We start from the raw sequence: 14,235 nt of genomic DNA, 5'->3' as shown, positions 1-14,235 counted from the left end.
GCTGGCTCCACGTCCCGCCCTGTCTCAGATGTGCGGCCACTCCGTCGTCAGGTACGCCTCGATCGCGCGATGGCGGAACGAGTACGGCTTGCCGCGGTTGATGATCCCCCGCACCGTATCGAGACGGGACGCGAACGGGCCGATCTGCGTCGCTGAGTCGAACCCCATCCGGGCGGCGATCGCCGACGCGGTGCGCTCTTGCGGGTCGAGGAGGGACATCGCCCGGATCAGCTGCTGCTCCCGCTCGGGCAGACGCCCGAGGATGCGCTCCACGTGCGTCACCGCCTCGGGCTTGGCCTCCTCCCACCCCTGGCGCACGTCGTCGACGGTGATCAGCGGCGAGTCCGGCGACGCGTACCAGGCTTCCTGCCCTGCCAGCTGGAAGAGGAACGGCTCCCCGCAGCAGCAGGCAACGATCGCGTCCCGCGCCTCCTGCGTCATCCGAACCGTCGCCGGCAACCCGTCGACCTCGACCGGCCACCCGGGGTCCAGGAAAGATGTCAATGCCAGCTTGAAGTCGTCGTCGGAGATCGGTGCCAGCGTGATCGTCTTGAAGCGGCGCGTGAACGTGGCACCCTTGCGCGCGCCGGCCATGTCGTCGAAGTCCGGCAGCCCTGTCAGATAGACCGCTACCGGCAGCACCCGGTCGATGTGTGCCCCTCCAGGAACGACGACGGTGTGCTCGTACGTCAACGCGTCACCGAGGCAGACCAGCAGCTGCGACAACGCCGCCTGGTCGGTGATGTTCTGCACCTCGTCAACGTGGATCATCACCAGCCGCTTCTGCTCGTGCGCGGCCAGCCCGATCTCGATCAGCAGGTCCGTCAGCGCAACGAACGGCTGGGGCCCGGCAGTGGGCTCGAGCGTGAGCCCCCACCCGGCGACCGAGATCGCCTTGACCCGGTCGATCAGCGTGCGCAAGCGCTTCTCCGTGGCCGCCGCCAACCCGGCATCCGCAGCCAGGCCCAGCAGTGCAGTCGCGACGATCTGCAGCGGATCGGCACCCACCGGCATCCGCAGCTGTGCGGTTGTCCAGTCGCCGTGGTTGCGACGAGCACGCTCAGCCAACCGGCGCACCAAAGTCGACTTGCCCAGTCCCGGTTCTCCCAAGATCGTGCGTCCCCGCTCGGACAGGCCCGCCATCCGCCGCGGCCGGACGACGTTCTCGAAGTCGCCGACCTGGCTCGTGCGACCGGCCCACACCTCAGGGATCGTGTCCGATCCAGGCACGAACGGGTTCTCGACGGCAGTGCGCATGCTGTTAAATTTAACACACCACCGTGACAAGGAGTTAAACTTAACAAGTTGTTCGGTTGTCCAGCCGCGTCGCCCCGCAACCCCCACGACGTACGATGTGCGGACCTCCCCACCGACCAGAGGCCTTCTCCCTATGCTCCGCGCCCTCGCCCTGTCCGTCGCTGCCGTCGTGACGTCTACCGTCGTCCTCGCAGCTCCGGCGAACGCCGCCGACCCGGCACCGACCGGACCCAGCATCATCGTGGTCGGCGACTCCATCACGTCATGGTTCCGCGACGAGCCCGGCAGCGTCTCGGACGGGTGGTGGGCCATGCTCGGCCGCGAGCTGTCCGCCTCGGTGCGCACCCTGGCGGAGGCAGGATCGGGCATGAACGTGCGCGGCAACAAGTGCCTCGGCACGACCTACGGGCAGCGGCTGCAGGCACTGACCAAGGTCGACTACGTCATCATCCAGGGCGGTCGCAACGACATGTACGGGTGCACGAGCACGAACACCAAGAAGACCTTGACCAAGGCCCAGCAGAAGAAGGGCATCGGGGCGTACCTCGACCGCCTGGGGGCCCGCGTCGACGCGCTGGGCATCCCGCGCAGCCACGTGCTGCTGGTGTCGCCGTGGGGCAAGGCCGACCGCAAGCGCGGCTACCGCATCCAGGGCTACATGCGGCTGTTCGCCAACCGCAAGCACGAGGGCTTCACGTACGTCGAGACCCGCACGCTCCCGTCGCGCATGACGCTCGACGACAAGCACCCCAACCGCGAGGGTGCCGCGTACCTGGCCGAGACGATGCGACGGGCCATCGCGTCAGCGCCCTGAACCGGCCGGTTCGTGGGAGGCTGGACGGGTGACCGTCATCCGCGCCGAGCTCGCCGACGTGCTCGAGGCCGCCCAGCTCTTCGCGGCCTACCGTGAGTTCTACGGGGAGCCCTACGACACCGCCAAGGCGGGGGCGTTCCTGGCTGCTCGCATCGTGCGCGACGAGTCCATCGTCCTGCTGGGCCTCGACGACGACGAGGTCGTCGGCTTCGCGCAGATATACCCCTTCTTCTCGTCCACCCGTCTCGCGAGGGTCTGGGTGCTCAACGACCTCTACGTCGTCGAGCACGCCCGCGGCACGGGAGCCGTCGACGAGCTGCTGCAGACCGTCGCCCGCATGGCCGCCGATGCCGGAGCCGTCGCCGTCGAGCTGAGCACCGCGCACACCAACACCCGCGCACAAGCCGTCTACGAGCGCCACGGCTACCAGCTCGACGAGGTCTACCGCTCGTACGAGAAGTCGACCGAGACCCTGCGTTTCGTGTGGGAGGGTCAGGTCGAGGAGCGCTCGCGGCTCGGCCTCGAGTGACCGGCCGGTTCGCGCCGTCGCCGTCGGGCGACCTGCACGTCGGCAACCTGCGCACGGCCCTGCTGGCCTGGCTGTGCGCACGATCGACCGGACGCTCCTTCGTCCTGCGCGTCGAGGACCTCGACCGGGTGCGCGAGGGGGCCGAGCAGCGCCAGCTGGACGACCTGGCGGCCATCGGCCTCGACTGGGACGGCCCGGTCGTGCGCCAGTCGGAGCGGGCTCGCCTCTACGACGCCGCGCTGGCCTCGTTGGCCGGACGTGGCCTCGTCTTCGAGTGCTTCTGCACGCGCCGCGAGATCCTCGACGCGCCCTCGGCACCCCACGCCCCGCCGGGTGCCTATCCGGGGACGTGCCGCGACCTCACGGAGGCCGAGCGCGACGAGCGACGTCGCGACCGTCCCGCGGCCCTGCGCCTGCGCGCGGAGGTGTCGACGTTCACGGTCGACGACGAGCTCCACGGTGCGTTCAGCGGCGTGGTCGACGACGTCGTGCTGCGCCGAGGAGACGGCGCAGTCGCCTACAACCTCGCGGTCGTGGTCGACGACGCCCAGCAGGGCATCGACCAGGTCGTGCGCGGCGACGACCTGCTGAGCTCGGCACCACGGCAGGCCTACCTCGCGACGCTCCTAGGTGCCACTCCCCCGACGTACGTGCACGTGCCCCTGGCGCTCAACTCCGCGGGCCAGCGGCTCGCGAAGCGCGACGGGGCGGTGTCGCGCAGCGAGCTCGAGGCCCGGGGCGTCGACGTCCTTGCGCTCATCGCGGCCTCGCTGGGCCTCGAGGGCTCGACGCCGCACGAGCTGCTGCGGACGTTCGACGTCGCCGCCATCCCCCGCGCGCCCTGGATCTTCGACCCGGAACGGACGTGAGACCTCACGCCTGCAGGTAGGCGATGACGGCCATGACCCGGCGGTTGCTGCTGTCGTCGTCGGGGTCGAGGTCGAGCTTCATGAAGATGTTGCTGGTGTGCTTGCTGATGGCCTTCTCGGTGACGAACAGGGCTGCGGCGATCGCGGCGTTCGAGCGACCCTCCGCCATGAGGCCCAGCACCTCGCGCTCCCGCGGGGTCAGCCGCGACACCGGCCCGTCGTCGGGCGCACGGGCGATGAGCGCCGACACGACCTCGGGGTCGAGCACCGTCCCGCCGGCGGCCACGGTGCGCACCGCGTCGACGAAGGTCGCGACATCGGCCACCCGGTCCTTGAGCAGGTAGCCCACCGCCCCGTCACCGCTGCTCAGCAGCTCTCGCGCGTACAGCTGCTCGACGTACTGCGACAGCACCAGGACCGGAAGCCCAGGACGCTCGGCACGCGCAGCGATCGCGGCCCGCAGCCCCTCGTCGGTGAACGTCGGCGGCATCCGCACGTCGACGACCGCGATGTCCGGCTCGTGCACGCGAAGCGCCTCGGCGAGGGCGACCGCGTCCTCGACGGCCGCGACGACCTCGCAGCCGTACGCCTCGAGCAGCCGGGTCAGGCCGTCCCGGAGGAGGGCGAGGTCCTCGGCGATGACAACGCGCACGGCACCTCCAGGGTGATCGTGGTCGGTCCCCCGGCGGGACTGGCCACGACCATCGTGCCGTCGAACGCCGCGAGCCGTCGACCCACCCCGGCCAGGCCCGATCCCGACGACACCGAGGCACCGCCGGCACCGTCGTCCTCGACGACGACCCGCAGCACCCGCCCGTCGTGCCCGACGTCGATCGACGCCCGGCGGGCACCCGCGTGCTTGACGACGTTGGCCAGCAGCTCGGTCGTGGCGAAGTACATGGCCGACTCGACGGGGGCAGGCGGACGTCCCGGCAGCACGACCGTGACCGAGACCGGCAACGACATGTCGAGCGCCAACGCCTGGACCGCGCCGGCCAGTCCCCGGTCGGCCAGCACCGGCGGGTGGATGCCGCGCACGACCGACCGCAGGTCGCCGAGGGCGGACGTCGTCACGGCGCGCGCCTCCGCGATGAGGCGAGCTGCCGCATCGGGGTCGTCCGCCAGGAGCTCCTGGGCCAGTCCGAGGTTCATGCCGAGCGCCACGAGCCGCGCCTGGGCCCCGTCGTGCAGGTCGCGCTCGATGCGCCGCAGCTCGGCGGCCGAGTGGTCGATCGACTCGGCCCGCGACTGCGACACCTCGGCCACGCGCCGTTCGAGCGCCGCCCGCGACGGTGCCAGCATCGCCCGGTCGAGCTGCGCGATCCAGCGGACGAGGACGGGCTCGAGCCACCACCACAGCGCGAAAACGACCGGCACCAGGACCCAGTTGAGGTACGCCTCCGACTGGGTGTCGAGGTTGACGAAGCCGTAGTCGTTCGCGAGGGCCCCCTCGGGCACCAGCGCGTAGACGCCCGGGAAGACCGCGTACCAGACCACCGCGAGCCCCAGGCCAAAGCCGAGCCACGCGAGCGCCCAGCCGAGCGTCACCGACACGTACGTCCAGGCGACGTCGCGCCAGCGAGCGGGGTCAGCGGCCCACCCGCGCAGGCGGGCCCACCACGATCCCGTGCGCGCCGGGGCGTAGGGCGTGTCGATCGTGACGCCCAGCAGCCGTCCGGCCAGCCGGCGGTGCAGCCCCGCCAGCTGCCCGGTCAGCGGCACCAGCACCAGGAGCAGCACGAGACCGACGCCGACGACCGCGACGCTGAGGGCCGTCGTCAGCGCGCACAGCATCACGAGGGCGAGGGGTGCCAGCAGGACGTATCCCAGCGAGACCCCGGTGAGCGCGACGCGGCGGCGCAGGCCGGCGACGAAGCTCTCGCGGCGCGGCACAGCCAAGGCGATCGGAGTGGTCATGGCTCGAGCCTCCCAGACGTGAGCGCCGACCACAGTGGGCCTGGACCCACCTCGACAGCGGGTCCCAGCACCATCGTGCGCGGGGCACCGGATCACGAGGCTGGAGGCAACCCACCCCGCCTCCCAGAGGAGACCTCGATGTCTCGCCCACCCAGTCCCCGCAGAGCCTCGACCGTCCGCGTCGCCCGTTGGAGCGCGACGCACCCCTGGCGTGCGATCGGCGGGTGGTTCGCGCTCGTCGCGGTCGCCGTCGCCCTGTCGTCCCTCGTGCCCGGCCGCACCCTGCCCGACGACAGCTTCCGCGTCGGCGAGTCCGGCCGGGCCGCCGCGATGCTCGACGACGCCGGCCTGGTCGCCAGCCCGACCGAGTCGGTGCTCATCACGGCCCCGAGCGGGCCGCTCGACCTCGACCGCGCCTCCTCCGTGGCGACGCAGGTCAGCAGGGCGGCCACGGACGTCAAGGGCGTCTCGGACGTCGGCCCGCCCGTCGTGTCACCGAAGAAGGACGCCGTCCTGGTGCCGATCGAGATGACCGGTGACGCCGAGACGGCCGCCGATCACGTCGGCGCGCTGATCCGGGCCACTGAGCGCGTGCAGGAGGACCATCCCGAGCTGGACGTGCAACAGGCCGGCGCGGCGTCCCTCGACGCGGGCGTGAACGACAAGGTCGGCGAGGACCTCGCGACCGCCGAGACGTCGAGCCTGCCGATCACGTTCCTGATCATGCTGGTCGCGTTCGGCGCGTTCATCGCCGCGGGCATCCCCGTGCTGCTGGCGATCACCTCGGTCGTCACGGCGCTCGGCCTCTACGCGCCGCTGTCGTACCTCGCCCCCGACTCCGGATCGGTCGCCAACATCGTGCTGCTGATCGGCATGGCCGTCGGCGTCGACTACTCGCTGTTCTACCTCAAGCGCGAGCGGGAGGAACGTCAGCGCGGACGCTCCACGATCGACGCGGTCGAGATCGCTGCAGCCACCGCCGGACGCGCCGTCGTCGTGTCGGGATTCGCCGTGATGGTCGCGATGTCGGGGCTGTTCCTGTCGGGCGAGCCCGTCTTCACCTCCATCGCCGCCGGCGCGATCATCGTGGTCCTGGTCGCGATCGTCGGCTCCCTGACGGTGCTGCCGGCGATGCTGGTGGCGTTCGGACGTTTCGTCGACCGTCCCCGCATCCCCCTGCTGTGGCGGCTCAACCGCCGCATCGGCACCGGCGGCATCAGCAGCCGTCTGGTCGGACCGGTCGTCCGCCGGCCCTTCCTGTCCGCCGCGCTGGCCGTGGGGGCGCTCGTCGCGCTGGCCGTGCCCGCGCTCGGCATGTCGACCCACCAGTCGACGGTCGACGCGCTGCCGCAGGACATCCCCGCCGTGCAGGCCTTCCAGCGCGTGCAGCAGAGCTTCCCGTCCGAGCACCCGACGTTCGAGGTCGTCCTGAAGACCACGCGGGGCGGTGCGGACGCCGCGCGATCGGCGCTGGGTGACATCGCGGCGGACGCCGTCTCGTCCGGCGTCACCGATGCCGGCGACCAGGACGTCCGGGCCTCGAAGGACGGGCGCACGCTGGCCCTGACGATGTCGGCCGCGCACCGTGACGGCGACCCCCGCAACGACCGAGCCGTCGAGCAGCTGCGCGATGTCACCGTCAGGAATGCCGTCCGCGATTTGCCCGGCGTCACCTCTGCGGTCGGCGGCGGCGTCGCCGAGACGTACGACTACGAGCACCAGACGTCGCGGCTCCCGCTGGTCATCGGGTTCGTGCTGGCACTGACCGCCCTGATGATGATGTGGACGTTCCGCAACCTCACGCTGGCCCTCATCACGACGGCGCTCAACCTGCTGTCGGTCGGTGCGGCGTTCGGCGTCCTGACCCTGGTGTTCCAGCACTCGTGGGCCGACGGCCTGCTGGGCTACACGTCGTCGGGGTTCGTCGTCGACTGGATCCCGCTGTTCTGCTTCGTGGTGCTGGTCGGCCTGTCGATGGACTACCACGTGTTCGTGCTGAGCCGGGTGCGCGAGGGGCTGCGCCGCGGTCTCCCGTACGAGGCCGCGGTCGAGCACGGCGTCCGGGACACGGCGAGCGTCGTGACCAGCGCCGCCGCGGTCATGGTGTCGGTGTTCGCGGTGTTCGCGACGCTCGACCTGCTGGAGATGAAGCAGATGGGCGTCGGGCTGTCGGTCGCGATCCTGCTCGACGCGACCGTCGTGCGGCTCGTGCTGCTGCCGGCGCTCCTGCTGGGGTTCAAGGGACGCCTGCAGGGCCTGGGCGACGTCCGCCGCACTGAGGAGGACGACCATGAGCCCGAGCCTGCGGGTCTGCAGCCCGCCTGACCTTCGGGCACGATGGCAGCTGACGTGGGGACCTCCGCGGCCGGACTGCGATCGGAGACGCTGTGCTCGAGCTGGGCGCGATCTTCGCCGCGGGCATCTGGGCCGGCATGATCAACACGGTCGTCGGCTCCGGGACGCTCGTGACGTTCCCGGTGCTGCTGCTGTTCGGTTACCCGCCGCTGACCGCCAACGTCTCGAACAACATCGGGCTCCTGGCCGGCAGCGCGTCGGGCATCTACGGCTATCGCGCGGAGGCGCGCCAGCACCTCGGCCTGGTGGTCAGGCTGCTGCCGGCGTCCGTCGCCGGCGGCCTGGTCGGGGCACTGCTCCTCCTGGTGCTGCCCGCGGAGGCGTTCGGCGCGATCGTGCCGGTGCTGATCGCGATCGGCCTGCTGATGGTGGTCGTCGGTCCGACGCTGCAACGCCGGACGGCGGCGCGACGAGGGGCCGACGCCGACGCCGTTGCCTCTGCCCGTCCGCGGGTCTCGCTGGTGCTGCTGGTCTTCGCGCTCGGGGTCTACGGCGGCTACTTCGGTGCCGCCCAGGGCATCTTGCTGGTCGGCCTGTTCGGCGTCATGCTCACGATCGGCATGCAGGGCATCAACGCTCTCAAGAACGTCCTCGCCGGTGCCGTCAACGGCGTCGCCGCGATCGTCTTCGTGCTCGTGGCGCGCGAGCACATCGACTGGAAGGTCGTCGGCCTCATCGCCGGCGGCAGCCTGATCGGCGGCTACCTCGGGGCCCGCATCGGCCGCCGGCTCCCGCCCAACGCCCTGCGGGCCGTGATCCTCGTGGTCGGCACGCTCGCGCTGGTGCGCATCGTGTTCTTCGACTGACGTCGTCCGCTTCTCGTCGGGCCATTCCTCGGCAGACGAGCTCGTGCTGGCGTCGCCCCGGCGAGGACCCGGTGCACTCGCGACGTCCTCTCACTTATGCTGTCTGCACCCGATCCGAGGGGGGCCATGGCCGACCTGTACTTCACCGACGAGATGCTGCAGCGCATCGAGACGACGTTGGCCACCATGGAGCGGGTGCTCGAACGCCCCGCACGGGCGATGCAGTCCGCCACGTTGCACGATCTGGGCCGGACGAGGCTGACGCTGGCAGTCGAGGAGTTCTCCGACGCGTGGGCGTACGGCATCGACGAGCTGGGGCGATGCTCCGCCGAGGCCGTCGAGGCACTCGATGACATCCGGCTCGCCTTCATCACCGCCGACGAAGACCTAGCGGCCGAGCTCAACAACGACAAGCCCGGACCGCTGAGGTCTGCCGACGGAGGTCGGTCCACGCAACCGGCGTGGCAGCCTTCCGCCAACGGCAACCCGTTGCCGACGGGTCCGCCGTGGCCGACCTGGCCCGCGCCGGCGACGGGCGGTCGGAGCGCCGGACCGTGATTCCCTCCTACCCGACCCTCGGCTTCGACCCGGCACCGGGCGACCCCGACGACGTCTCCGCCCTGGCGGGCGTCATCTCCGGTGCCAGCGAGTCCATGGCCGAGGTGGATGCGCTCCTGGTCGCCGCCGACCAGCGCGAGTGGCTCGGCGAGGCTGCCGTCGCATTCCGCGATCTTCTCGCGCACCAGTTCGCGCCTCGGGTGGCCGCCGCCACCGAAGCCTTCGGCGTCGCCCAGGACGTCATCTCGACGTGGTCGATCGAGCTGCGCGACTTCCAGGCGCGGGCGCGCCGCCTCGAGGCTGAGGCGCTCGTCGCCCAGGGTGATGTCGACCGCTTCTCAGCGCAGGTCGCCGCCGACCCGGAGGACGAGCAGGCCCGACATCGCCTCGACACGGCCCAGGCGCACCGCGACGGCATCCAAGGACTGGCCTGGAGCCTGAAGGAGCTCTACGAGACCCGCGGTGCCGAGCTCGCGAACTCCTTGGGTTCGGCGATCTCGCTGGCCCCGACGGCTCCGACGCTCGCGGTGGCCATCGCCCTGGCCTTCCAGCAGGCCGCCGAGCAGTGGGGCATCGACTTCCTGACCTTCGGCGACGAGACGTTCGCCCTCGTCATGATGGCCAGTCCGGCCTTGGCCTTCCTGTCCGACGCGCTGGGCGTGGCCTCCCTCCTACCGATCCCGGTGCTGTCCGGCGTCCTGTCGACGCTGGGCCTCGTCGCGAGCGTCGGACCGTTGCTCACCGAGCACCGCGGCGACTGGCTCGCCGTCGTCACCGACGAGAGCTTCATCGACGACGTCATCGGCGTGGCGGCCGGACTCGTGGGGCTGCGGTTCGCGAGTCAGGCATTCACCCGGGTTGACGACGCCGTCGAGATGATCGGACAGGCGCGCGACGTCAGCGACCTGATCGACATCCTGACGTTGCCGATCGAAGAAGGCGTTGATGTCGTCGAGCGGATCGTCCGGGGCGGTCCATGGATCCAACCGCCCGAGATCGTCGCATGATCGACCTCGCCGTGCCCGGCTTGTCGACGGTGGCCGTACCGGAGTCGATCGCATCGGGCCGCGCACGATTCCGAGCCGTCCTGCAGCAGTGGATGCCCGACCTAGCCCCACCCCGTCTCGATCTGCTGGCAGACGGCATCGATGCCTTCCGCAAGCGCCTGGCGGCCGGCGGATGGATCTATCACGGCGTCGCCGGCGGACCTGCAGGCGCAGTCTTCGACGTGCCGACGAGCTGGCACTACCTCGCCGCCGTCGGTCCAGCCCCGCCCGGCGTGCCTGCGGAGACCCTGCTGGCACGCTCGATGGGCTGGAGCCGGCTGCCGGCCGTGACACCCGTCGTCACCACCCCCGCGATGGGCCGAGGCATCGGTTTCCACGCGAACGTTCGCACGGGTTCAGTGCTGCGCGACGTCGCGCTCGACGCCGCCGGCGACCTGCCTTCCATCGGCCTGGCCGCCTACCAGTCCGTCGACGAGAGCCGGCAGCAAGCGCTCCTGGTGGTCGGTATCAGCCTGCTGCCCGGCACGACAGCCGCGATGGCCGTGCTCGCGGAGCAGATGTCCCTGCACTCGGTCTTCCGCGACGAGACGGACGGGACCTGAACGTCGAGTTCACTGCACCGGGGGCACCCGGTGCTCGACCGCCGTCGGGCCGGGGACGACCGGCAGTCCGGCTGCTCGCCACGCGTGGATCCCGCCGACGATGTCGGCGGCGGGCAGCCCCAGCGAGACCAGCGCGGCCGCCGCGAGCGATGACGTGTAGCCCTCGGTGCAGACCACGATCCACTCCTGGCCCGGGACGGCCACGGGCAGGTTCGCGCCTGAACCGGGGTGCAGCCGCCACTCGAGGTGGTTGCGCTCCACGATCAGCGATCCGGGGATCTCGCCGTCCAGCTCGCGCTGCCAGGCCGGCCGGATGTCGACGATGACGGCACCTGCGGCCACGCGATCGCGTGCCACCAGCGGAGACACCCGTTCGAGTCCACCGCGCGCCGACGCGAGGAGCTCGTCGACCGAGGCGTACGTGACGGTCATGAGGCGGCCCGCAGATCGGGGGCGGGAGCCTCGGGGTCGTCGGTCCACACCGAGGCGAGCCGGGTCAGCTGGTGACCGTCGACGTCGTAGTAGTTCATCTGCGACAACGGCGGTGAGTACGCGTGCACGCTGACGGCCGTCTCGGCGTGCACGTTGCGGACGTCGTGCACGTAGTGCTCCCCGAAGATCACGGCATCGCCCTCGTGACGCTCGGTCTCGGTCAGCACTTCCGCGCCCGGGGTCCACACGGCCTCGCTGAGGGTGCCGCTGACGACGGTGAAGGCACCCGACGAGCCGCCGTGGTCGTGCAGCTGCGTGCCCTGCTCCTGCGTCCAGCTGATGAGCCAGACGTCCACCTCGTCGTCACATCGCAGACGCACGTGCCAGCGGCTCTCCGAGTCGGCGTGGACCTCGTGGAGGCCCGCACGGACGTCGTCGGCGACCTCCCGCGACAGAGCGGCGAGATCGGCCAGTGACAGGGGCGCGATGGTGGTGGGACGTGCGGTCATGGGCACCATGCAAGCCGATCCCGACCGCCAGGAGAGGCGTGCTCACCTGTCGGACAGGCGTCTCGGCACCGTCCGGATGCGGTAGGCCTGACCCCTTTTGGTCGCTGAGCAGACCGTGCGATAGAGTTGCGTTCGCGGTTCGCCGCACAGCATGGCCCCGTAGCGCAGTTGGTTAGCGCGCCGCCCTGTCACGGCGGAGGTCGCCGGTTCGAGTCCGGTCGGGGTCGCCATGTGAGAGAGCCCACGTCACTCTTCGGAGTGACGTGGGATTTTCTTTGCCCCGTCGGTAGTTGAACGTTGCATGACTTCTTCCACTGCCGTCTCCCCGTTCGTGATCGACGACGCCGCACTCGACGTCCTGTTCCGCGAGGCGCGCTCGCTCAACACCTTCAGCGACGAGCCCGTCTCGGCCGACGAGGTCCGCGAGGTGTTCGAGCTGGTCAAGCTCGGCCCCACGATGATGAACATCCAGCCGATGCGCCTGCTGCTGGTCGAGCAGGGCGAGGGCCGCGAGCGCCTCGTCCCGCACATGGCCGAGGGCAACCAGGCCAAGGCGGCCGCCGCGCCGATCGTCGCGGTCGTCGCCGCCGACACCGACTTCCACACCTCGATGGACGTGCACTTCCCGCACAAGCCGGGCATCGGCGACATGTTCGCCGGTGACGAGGCCAAGCGCGCCGAGGTCGCCCGCTACAACACGGCCCTGCAGACGGGCTACTTCATCATCGGGCTCCGCGCGGCCGGCCTGCACGCCGGACCCGTCGGCGGCTTCGACGCCGCGGGCATCGACGGCGAGTTCTTCGCGGGCACCAGCTGGCGCACGCAGCTCGTCATCAACATCGGGCACCCGGGCGAGAACGCCTGGTTCGACCGCCTGCCGCGCATTTCTGCCGACGACGCGGTCCGCACCGTCTGACGCTCGTCCGGGCCGGGTGACAGGCTGGGGTCATGACCGATCTCACCTCGCGGGTGCACGACGTGCTCCCGTCCGTCCTCGACGACCTCGAGGCCCTCGTCCGCATCCCGTCGATCTGGGCGCAGCCCGAGCACCATGACGACGTGCGTCGCTCGGCCGACGAGGTCGAGCGGCTGCTGCGTGAGGCGGGGTTCGCCCAGGTGCGCATCGTCGAGGCGGGCGGGGCCCCCGCGGTCATCGCGCACCACCCGGCCCCGCCCGGGGCACCGACCGTCCTGCTGTACGCGCACCACGACGTCCAGCCGACGGGCGACCCAGCACTGTGGACGTCCCCGCCGTTCGAGCCGACCCGCCGCGGCGACCGCCTGTACGCCCGCGGAGCGGCCGACGACAAGGCCGGGCTGGCGGCGCACCTCGCGGCGTTCCGCGCGCACGGCGGCAACCCGCCGGTCGGCGTCACGGTGTTCGTCGAGGGCGAGGAGGAGTCAGGATCGCCCAGCCTCGTCGCCCTCCTGGAGCGGCACCGCGACGAGCTGACGGCCGACGCGATCGTGATCGCCGACTCGGCCAACTGGTCGATCGGCGTGCCGGCGTTGACGGTCACGCTGCGCGGCATGGTCGACTGCGTCGTCACGGTCGAGACGCTCGGTCACGCGGTGCACTCCGGCATCTGGGGCGGCGTCGTGCCCGATGCCCTGACCACGCTGGCTCAGCTGCTGGCCACGTTGCACGACGCCGACGGGGCCGTCGCGGTCGAGGGCCTGCACCGCGGCGTCGCGGCCGACCTGGAGTACCCCGAGGACCGGTTCCGCGAGGAGTCGTCCGTCCTGCCCGGCGTCCAGCAGATCGGCCGGGGCTCGATCGTCCAGCGGCTGTGGGCGGAGCCCGCCGTGAGCGTGCTGGGCATCGACGCCACGCCCGTCGCCACGGCGTCCAACACCCTGTCGCCGAGCGCCCGCGCCAAGATCGGCATGCGTGTCGCGCCCGGCGGCGACGCGGCGACCCACCTGGACGCCCTCGTCACCCATCTCGAGAGCCACGCACCGTTCGGCGCAAGGGTCACCGTCGAGCGCGGCGACCTCGGCGAGCCGTTCACGGTGGATGCCAACGGGCCCGCCTACGACGCCGCCCGGTCGGCGTTCCGCGACGCCTGGGACGGCACCGAGCCCGTCGACATGGGCATGGGCGGCTCGATCCCCTTCATCGCCGAGTTCGCCCGCCTGTTCCCCGACGCGGCCGTGCTCGTGACGGGCGTCGAGGACCCCGACACCCGCGCCCACGGCATCGACGAGGGCCTGCACCTCGGCGAGTTCAGCCGCGTCTGCGTCGCCGAGGCCCTGCTGCTGCAGCGCCTGGCCGACCAGACCTGAGTACTACTGTCGCGGCCGTCCGCGAGCGTGCGATAAGGTGAACGTCGCTCGTTCGCGAGCGGTGGCCAGGTAGCTCAGTTGGTACGAGCATCCGCCTGAAAAGCGGAGGGTCGCCGGTTCGACCCCGGCCCTGGCCACAGCAAAAAGACACAGCCCCCGCGGTTTTTGCGGGGGCTGTGTCTTTTTGTCGGGCCCGGGTCAGCGGTCGGACCCAGGCTGCCTGGGGGGGATTCGACCCCGGCCGGGTCAGCGGCGCTCAGCACGCTCGACAGGCGACCCAGCCACCGCCGACAG

At 71.1% G+C, this 14,235-nt stretch carries 15 protein-coding genes and 2 tRNA genes; 12 read left to right on the top strand and 5 right to left on the bottom strand.

The window, feature by feature from the left end; genetic code table 11:
• Window positions 1–24 precede the first annotated feature (24 nt).
• Window positions 25–1,257: an ATP-binding protein gene (locus JOF40_RS08120; protein WP_129185407.1), complete on the bottom strand. Its 1,233-nt coding sequence runs from the start codon at window positions 1,255–1,257 to the stop codon at window positions 25–27.
• A gap of 133 nt (window positions 1,258–1,390) precedes the next feature.
• On the opposite strand from JOF40_RS08120, the gene JOF40_RS08115 reads away from it, so the two are divergent.
• From JOF40_RS08115 to gluQRS, 3 genes are read left to right on the top strand one after another with little or no spacing between them, the layout of a single operon-like run.
• A complete protein-coding gene (locus JOF40_RS08115; protein ID WP_188111898.1) occupies window positions 1,391–2,071 on the top strand; it encodes an SGNH/GDSL hydrolase family protein in 681 nt (226 codons plus the stop codon).
• 28 nt (window positions 2,072–2,099) lie between these two features.
• A complete protein-coding gene (locus JOF40_RS08110; RefSeq protein WP_129185405.1) occupies window positions 2,100–2,600 on the top strand; it encodes a GNAT family N-acetyltransferase in 501 nt (166 codons plus the stop codon).
• Window positions 2,597–3,469, top strand: a complete 873-nt coding sequence (gene gluQRS / locus JOF40_RS08105; RefSeq protein ID WP_129185404.1) for a tRNA glutamyl-Q(34) synthetase GluQRS — start codon at window positions 2,597–2,599, stop codon at window positions 3,467–3,469. The genes JOF40_RS08110 and gluQRS overlap by 4 nt, the downstream gene beginning before the upstream one ends.
• 4 nt (window positions 3,470–3,473) lie before the next feature.
• On the opposite strand, the gene JOF40_RS08100 is transcribed toward gluQRS, so the two are convergent.
• On the bottom strand, window positions 3,474–4,121 hold the full coding sequence (locus tag JOF40_RS08100; protein ID WP_129185403.1) for a response regulator: 648 nt from the start codon (window positions 4,119–4,121) through the stop codon (window positions 3,474–3,476).
• On the bottom strand, window positions 4,073–5,386 hold the full coding sequence (locus tag JOF40_RS08095) for a sensor histidine kinase (protein WP_129185402.1): 1,314 nt from the start codon (window positions 5,384–5,386) through the stop codon (window positions 4,073–4,075). The genes JOF40_RS08100 and JOF40_RS08095 overlap by 49 nt, the downstream gene beginning before the upstream one ends.
• 138 nt (window positions 5,387–5,524) lie before the next feature.
• Between JOF40_RS08095 and JOF40_RS08090 the strand changes: the two genes are divergently transcribed.
• The 5 genes from JOF40_RS08090 (at window position 5,525) to JOF40_RS08070 (ending at window position 10,714) form a co-directional block, all read left to right on the top strand.
• Window positions 5,525–7,711: an MMPL family transporter gene (locus tag JOF40_RS08090; protein ID WP_129185401.1), complete on the top strand. Its 2,187-nt coding sequence runs from the start codon at window positions 5,525–5,527 to the stop codon at window positions 7,709–7,711.
• 62 nt (window positions 7,712–7,773) lie between these two features.
• The gene (locus JOF40_RS08085; RefSeq protein ID WP_281286534.1) at window positions 7,774–8,547 is read left to right on the top strand and encodes a sulfite exporter TauE/SafE family protein; all 774 of its coding nucleotides are present in this window, start codon (window positions 7,774–7,776) and stop codon (window positions 8,545–8,547) included.
• Between the two features lie 126 nt (window positions 8,548–8,673).
• A complete protein-coding gene (locus JOF40_RS08080; RefSeq protein WP_129185400.1) occupies window positions 8,674–9,105 on the top strand; it encodes a hypothetical protein in 432 nt (143 codons plus the stop codon).
• The gene (locus JOF40_RS08075; protein WP_149712875.1) at window positions 9,054–10,112 is read left to right on the top strand and encodes a hypothetical protein; all 1,059 of its coding nucleotides are present in this window, start codon (window positions 9,054–9,056) and stop codon (window positions 10,110–10,112) included. Before JOF40_RS08080 ends, JOF40_RS08075 begins: the two co-directional genes overlap by 52 nt.
• Window positions 10,109–10,714: a hypothetical protein gene (locus tag JOF40_RS08070; protein WP_129185398.1), complete on the top strand. Its 606-nt coding sequence runs from the start codon at window positions 10,109–10,111 to the stop codon at window positions 10,712–10,714. The genes JOF40_RS08075 and JOF40_RS08070 overlap by 4 nt, the downstream gene beginning before the upstream one ends.
• Before the next feature lie 9 nt (window positions 10,715–10,723).
• On the opposite strand, the gene JOF40_RS08065 is transcribed toward JOF40_RS08070, so the two are convergent.
• Window positions 10,724–11,146 carry a rhodanese-like domain-containing protein gene (locus JOF40_RS08065; RefSeq protein ID WP_129185397.1) on the bottom strand — a complete coding sequence of 141 codons (423 nt, stop codon included), beginning with the start codon at window positions 11,144–11,146 and terminating at the stop codon, window positions 10,724–10,726.
• On the bottom strand, window positions 11,143–11,655 hold the full coding sequence (locus JOF40_RS08060; RefSeq protein ID WP_209674455.1) for a cysteine dioxygenase: 513 nt from the start codon (window positions 11,653–11,655) through the stop codon (window positions 11,143–11,145). The genes JOF40_RS08065 and JOF40_RS08060 overlap by 4 nt, the downstream gene beginning before the upstream one ends.
• Before the next feature lie 153 nt (window positions 11,656–11,808).
• Here JOF40_RS08060 and JOF40_RS08055 point away from each other — a divergent pair.
• The 4 genes from JOF40_RS08055 to JOF40_RS08040 all read left to right on the top strand — a co-directional run bounded on the left by JOF40_RS08055 (window position 11,809) and on the right by JOF40_RS08040 (window position 14,078).
• Window positions 11,809–11,885: transfer RNA gene (locus JOF40_RS08055), tRNA-Asp, on the top strand.
• Window positions 11,886–11,956: 71 nt separating this feature from the next.
• Window positions 11,957–12,571, top strand: coding sequence for a malonic semialdehyde reductase (locus JOF40_RS08050; protein ID WP_129185395.1), 615 nt, complete (start codon window positions 11,957–11,959; stop codon window positions 12,569–12,571).
• 32 nt (window positions 12,572–12,603) lie between these two features.
• On the top strand, window positions 12,604–13,941 hold the full coding sequence (locus tag JOF40_RS08045; protein ID WP_129185394.1) for a dipeptidase: 1,338 nt from the start codon (window positions 12,604–12,606) through the stop codon (window positions 13,939–13,941).
• A 63-nt stretch (window positions 13,942–14,004) separates the two neighbouring features.
• Window positions 14,005–14,078: transfer RNA gene (locus JOF40_RS08040), tRNA-Phe, on the top strand.
• The last annotated feature ends 157 nt before the right edge of the window (window positions 14,079–14,235 follow it).

It is taken from the genome of Aeromicrobium fastidiosum (assembly GCF_017876595.1).
GTDB lineage: Bacteria > Actinomycetota > Actinomycetes > Propionibacteriales > Nocardioidaceae > Aeromicrobium > Aeromicrobium fastidiosum.
The sequence above is the reverse complement of the archived record's forward strand: the minus strand, read 5'-3'. Positions and strand labels throughout refer to the sequence as shown.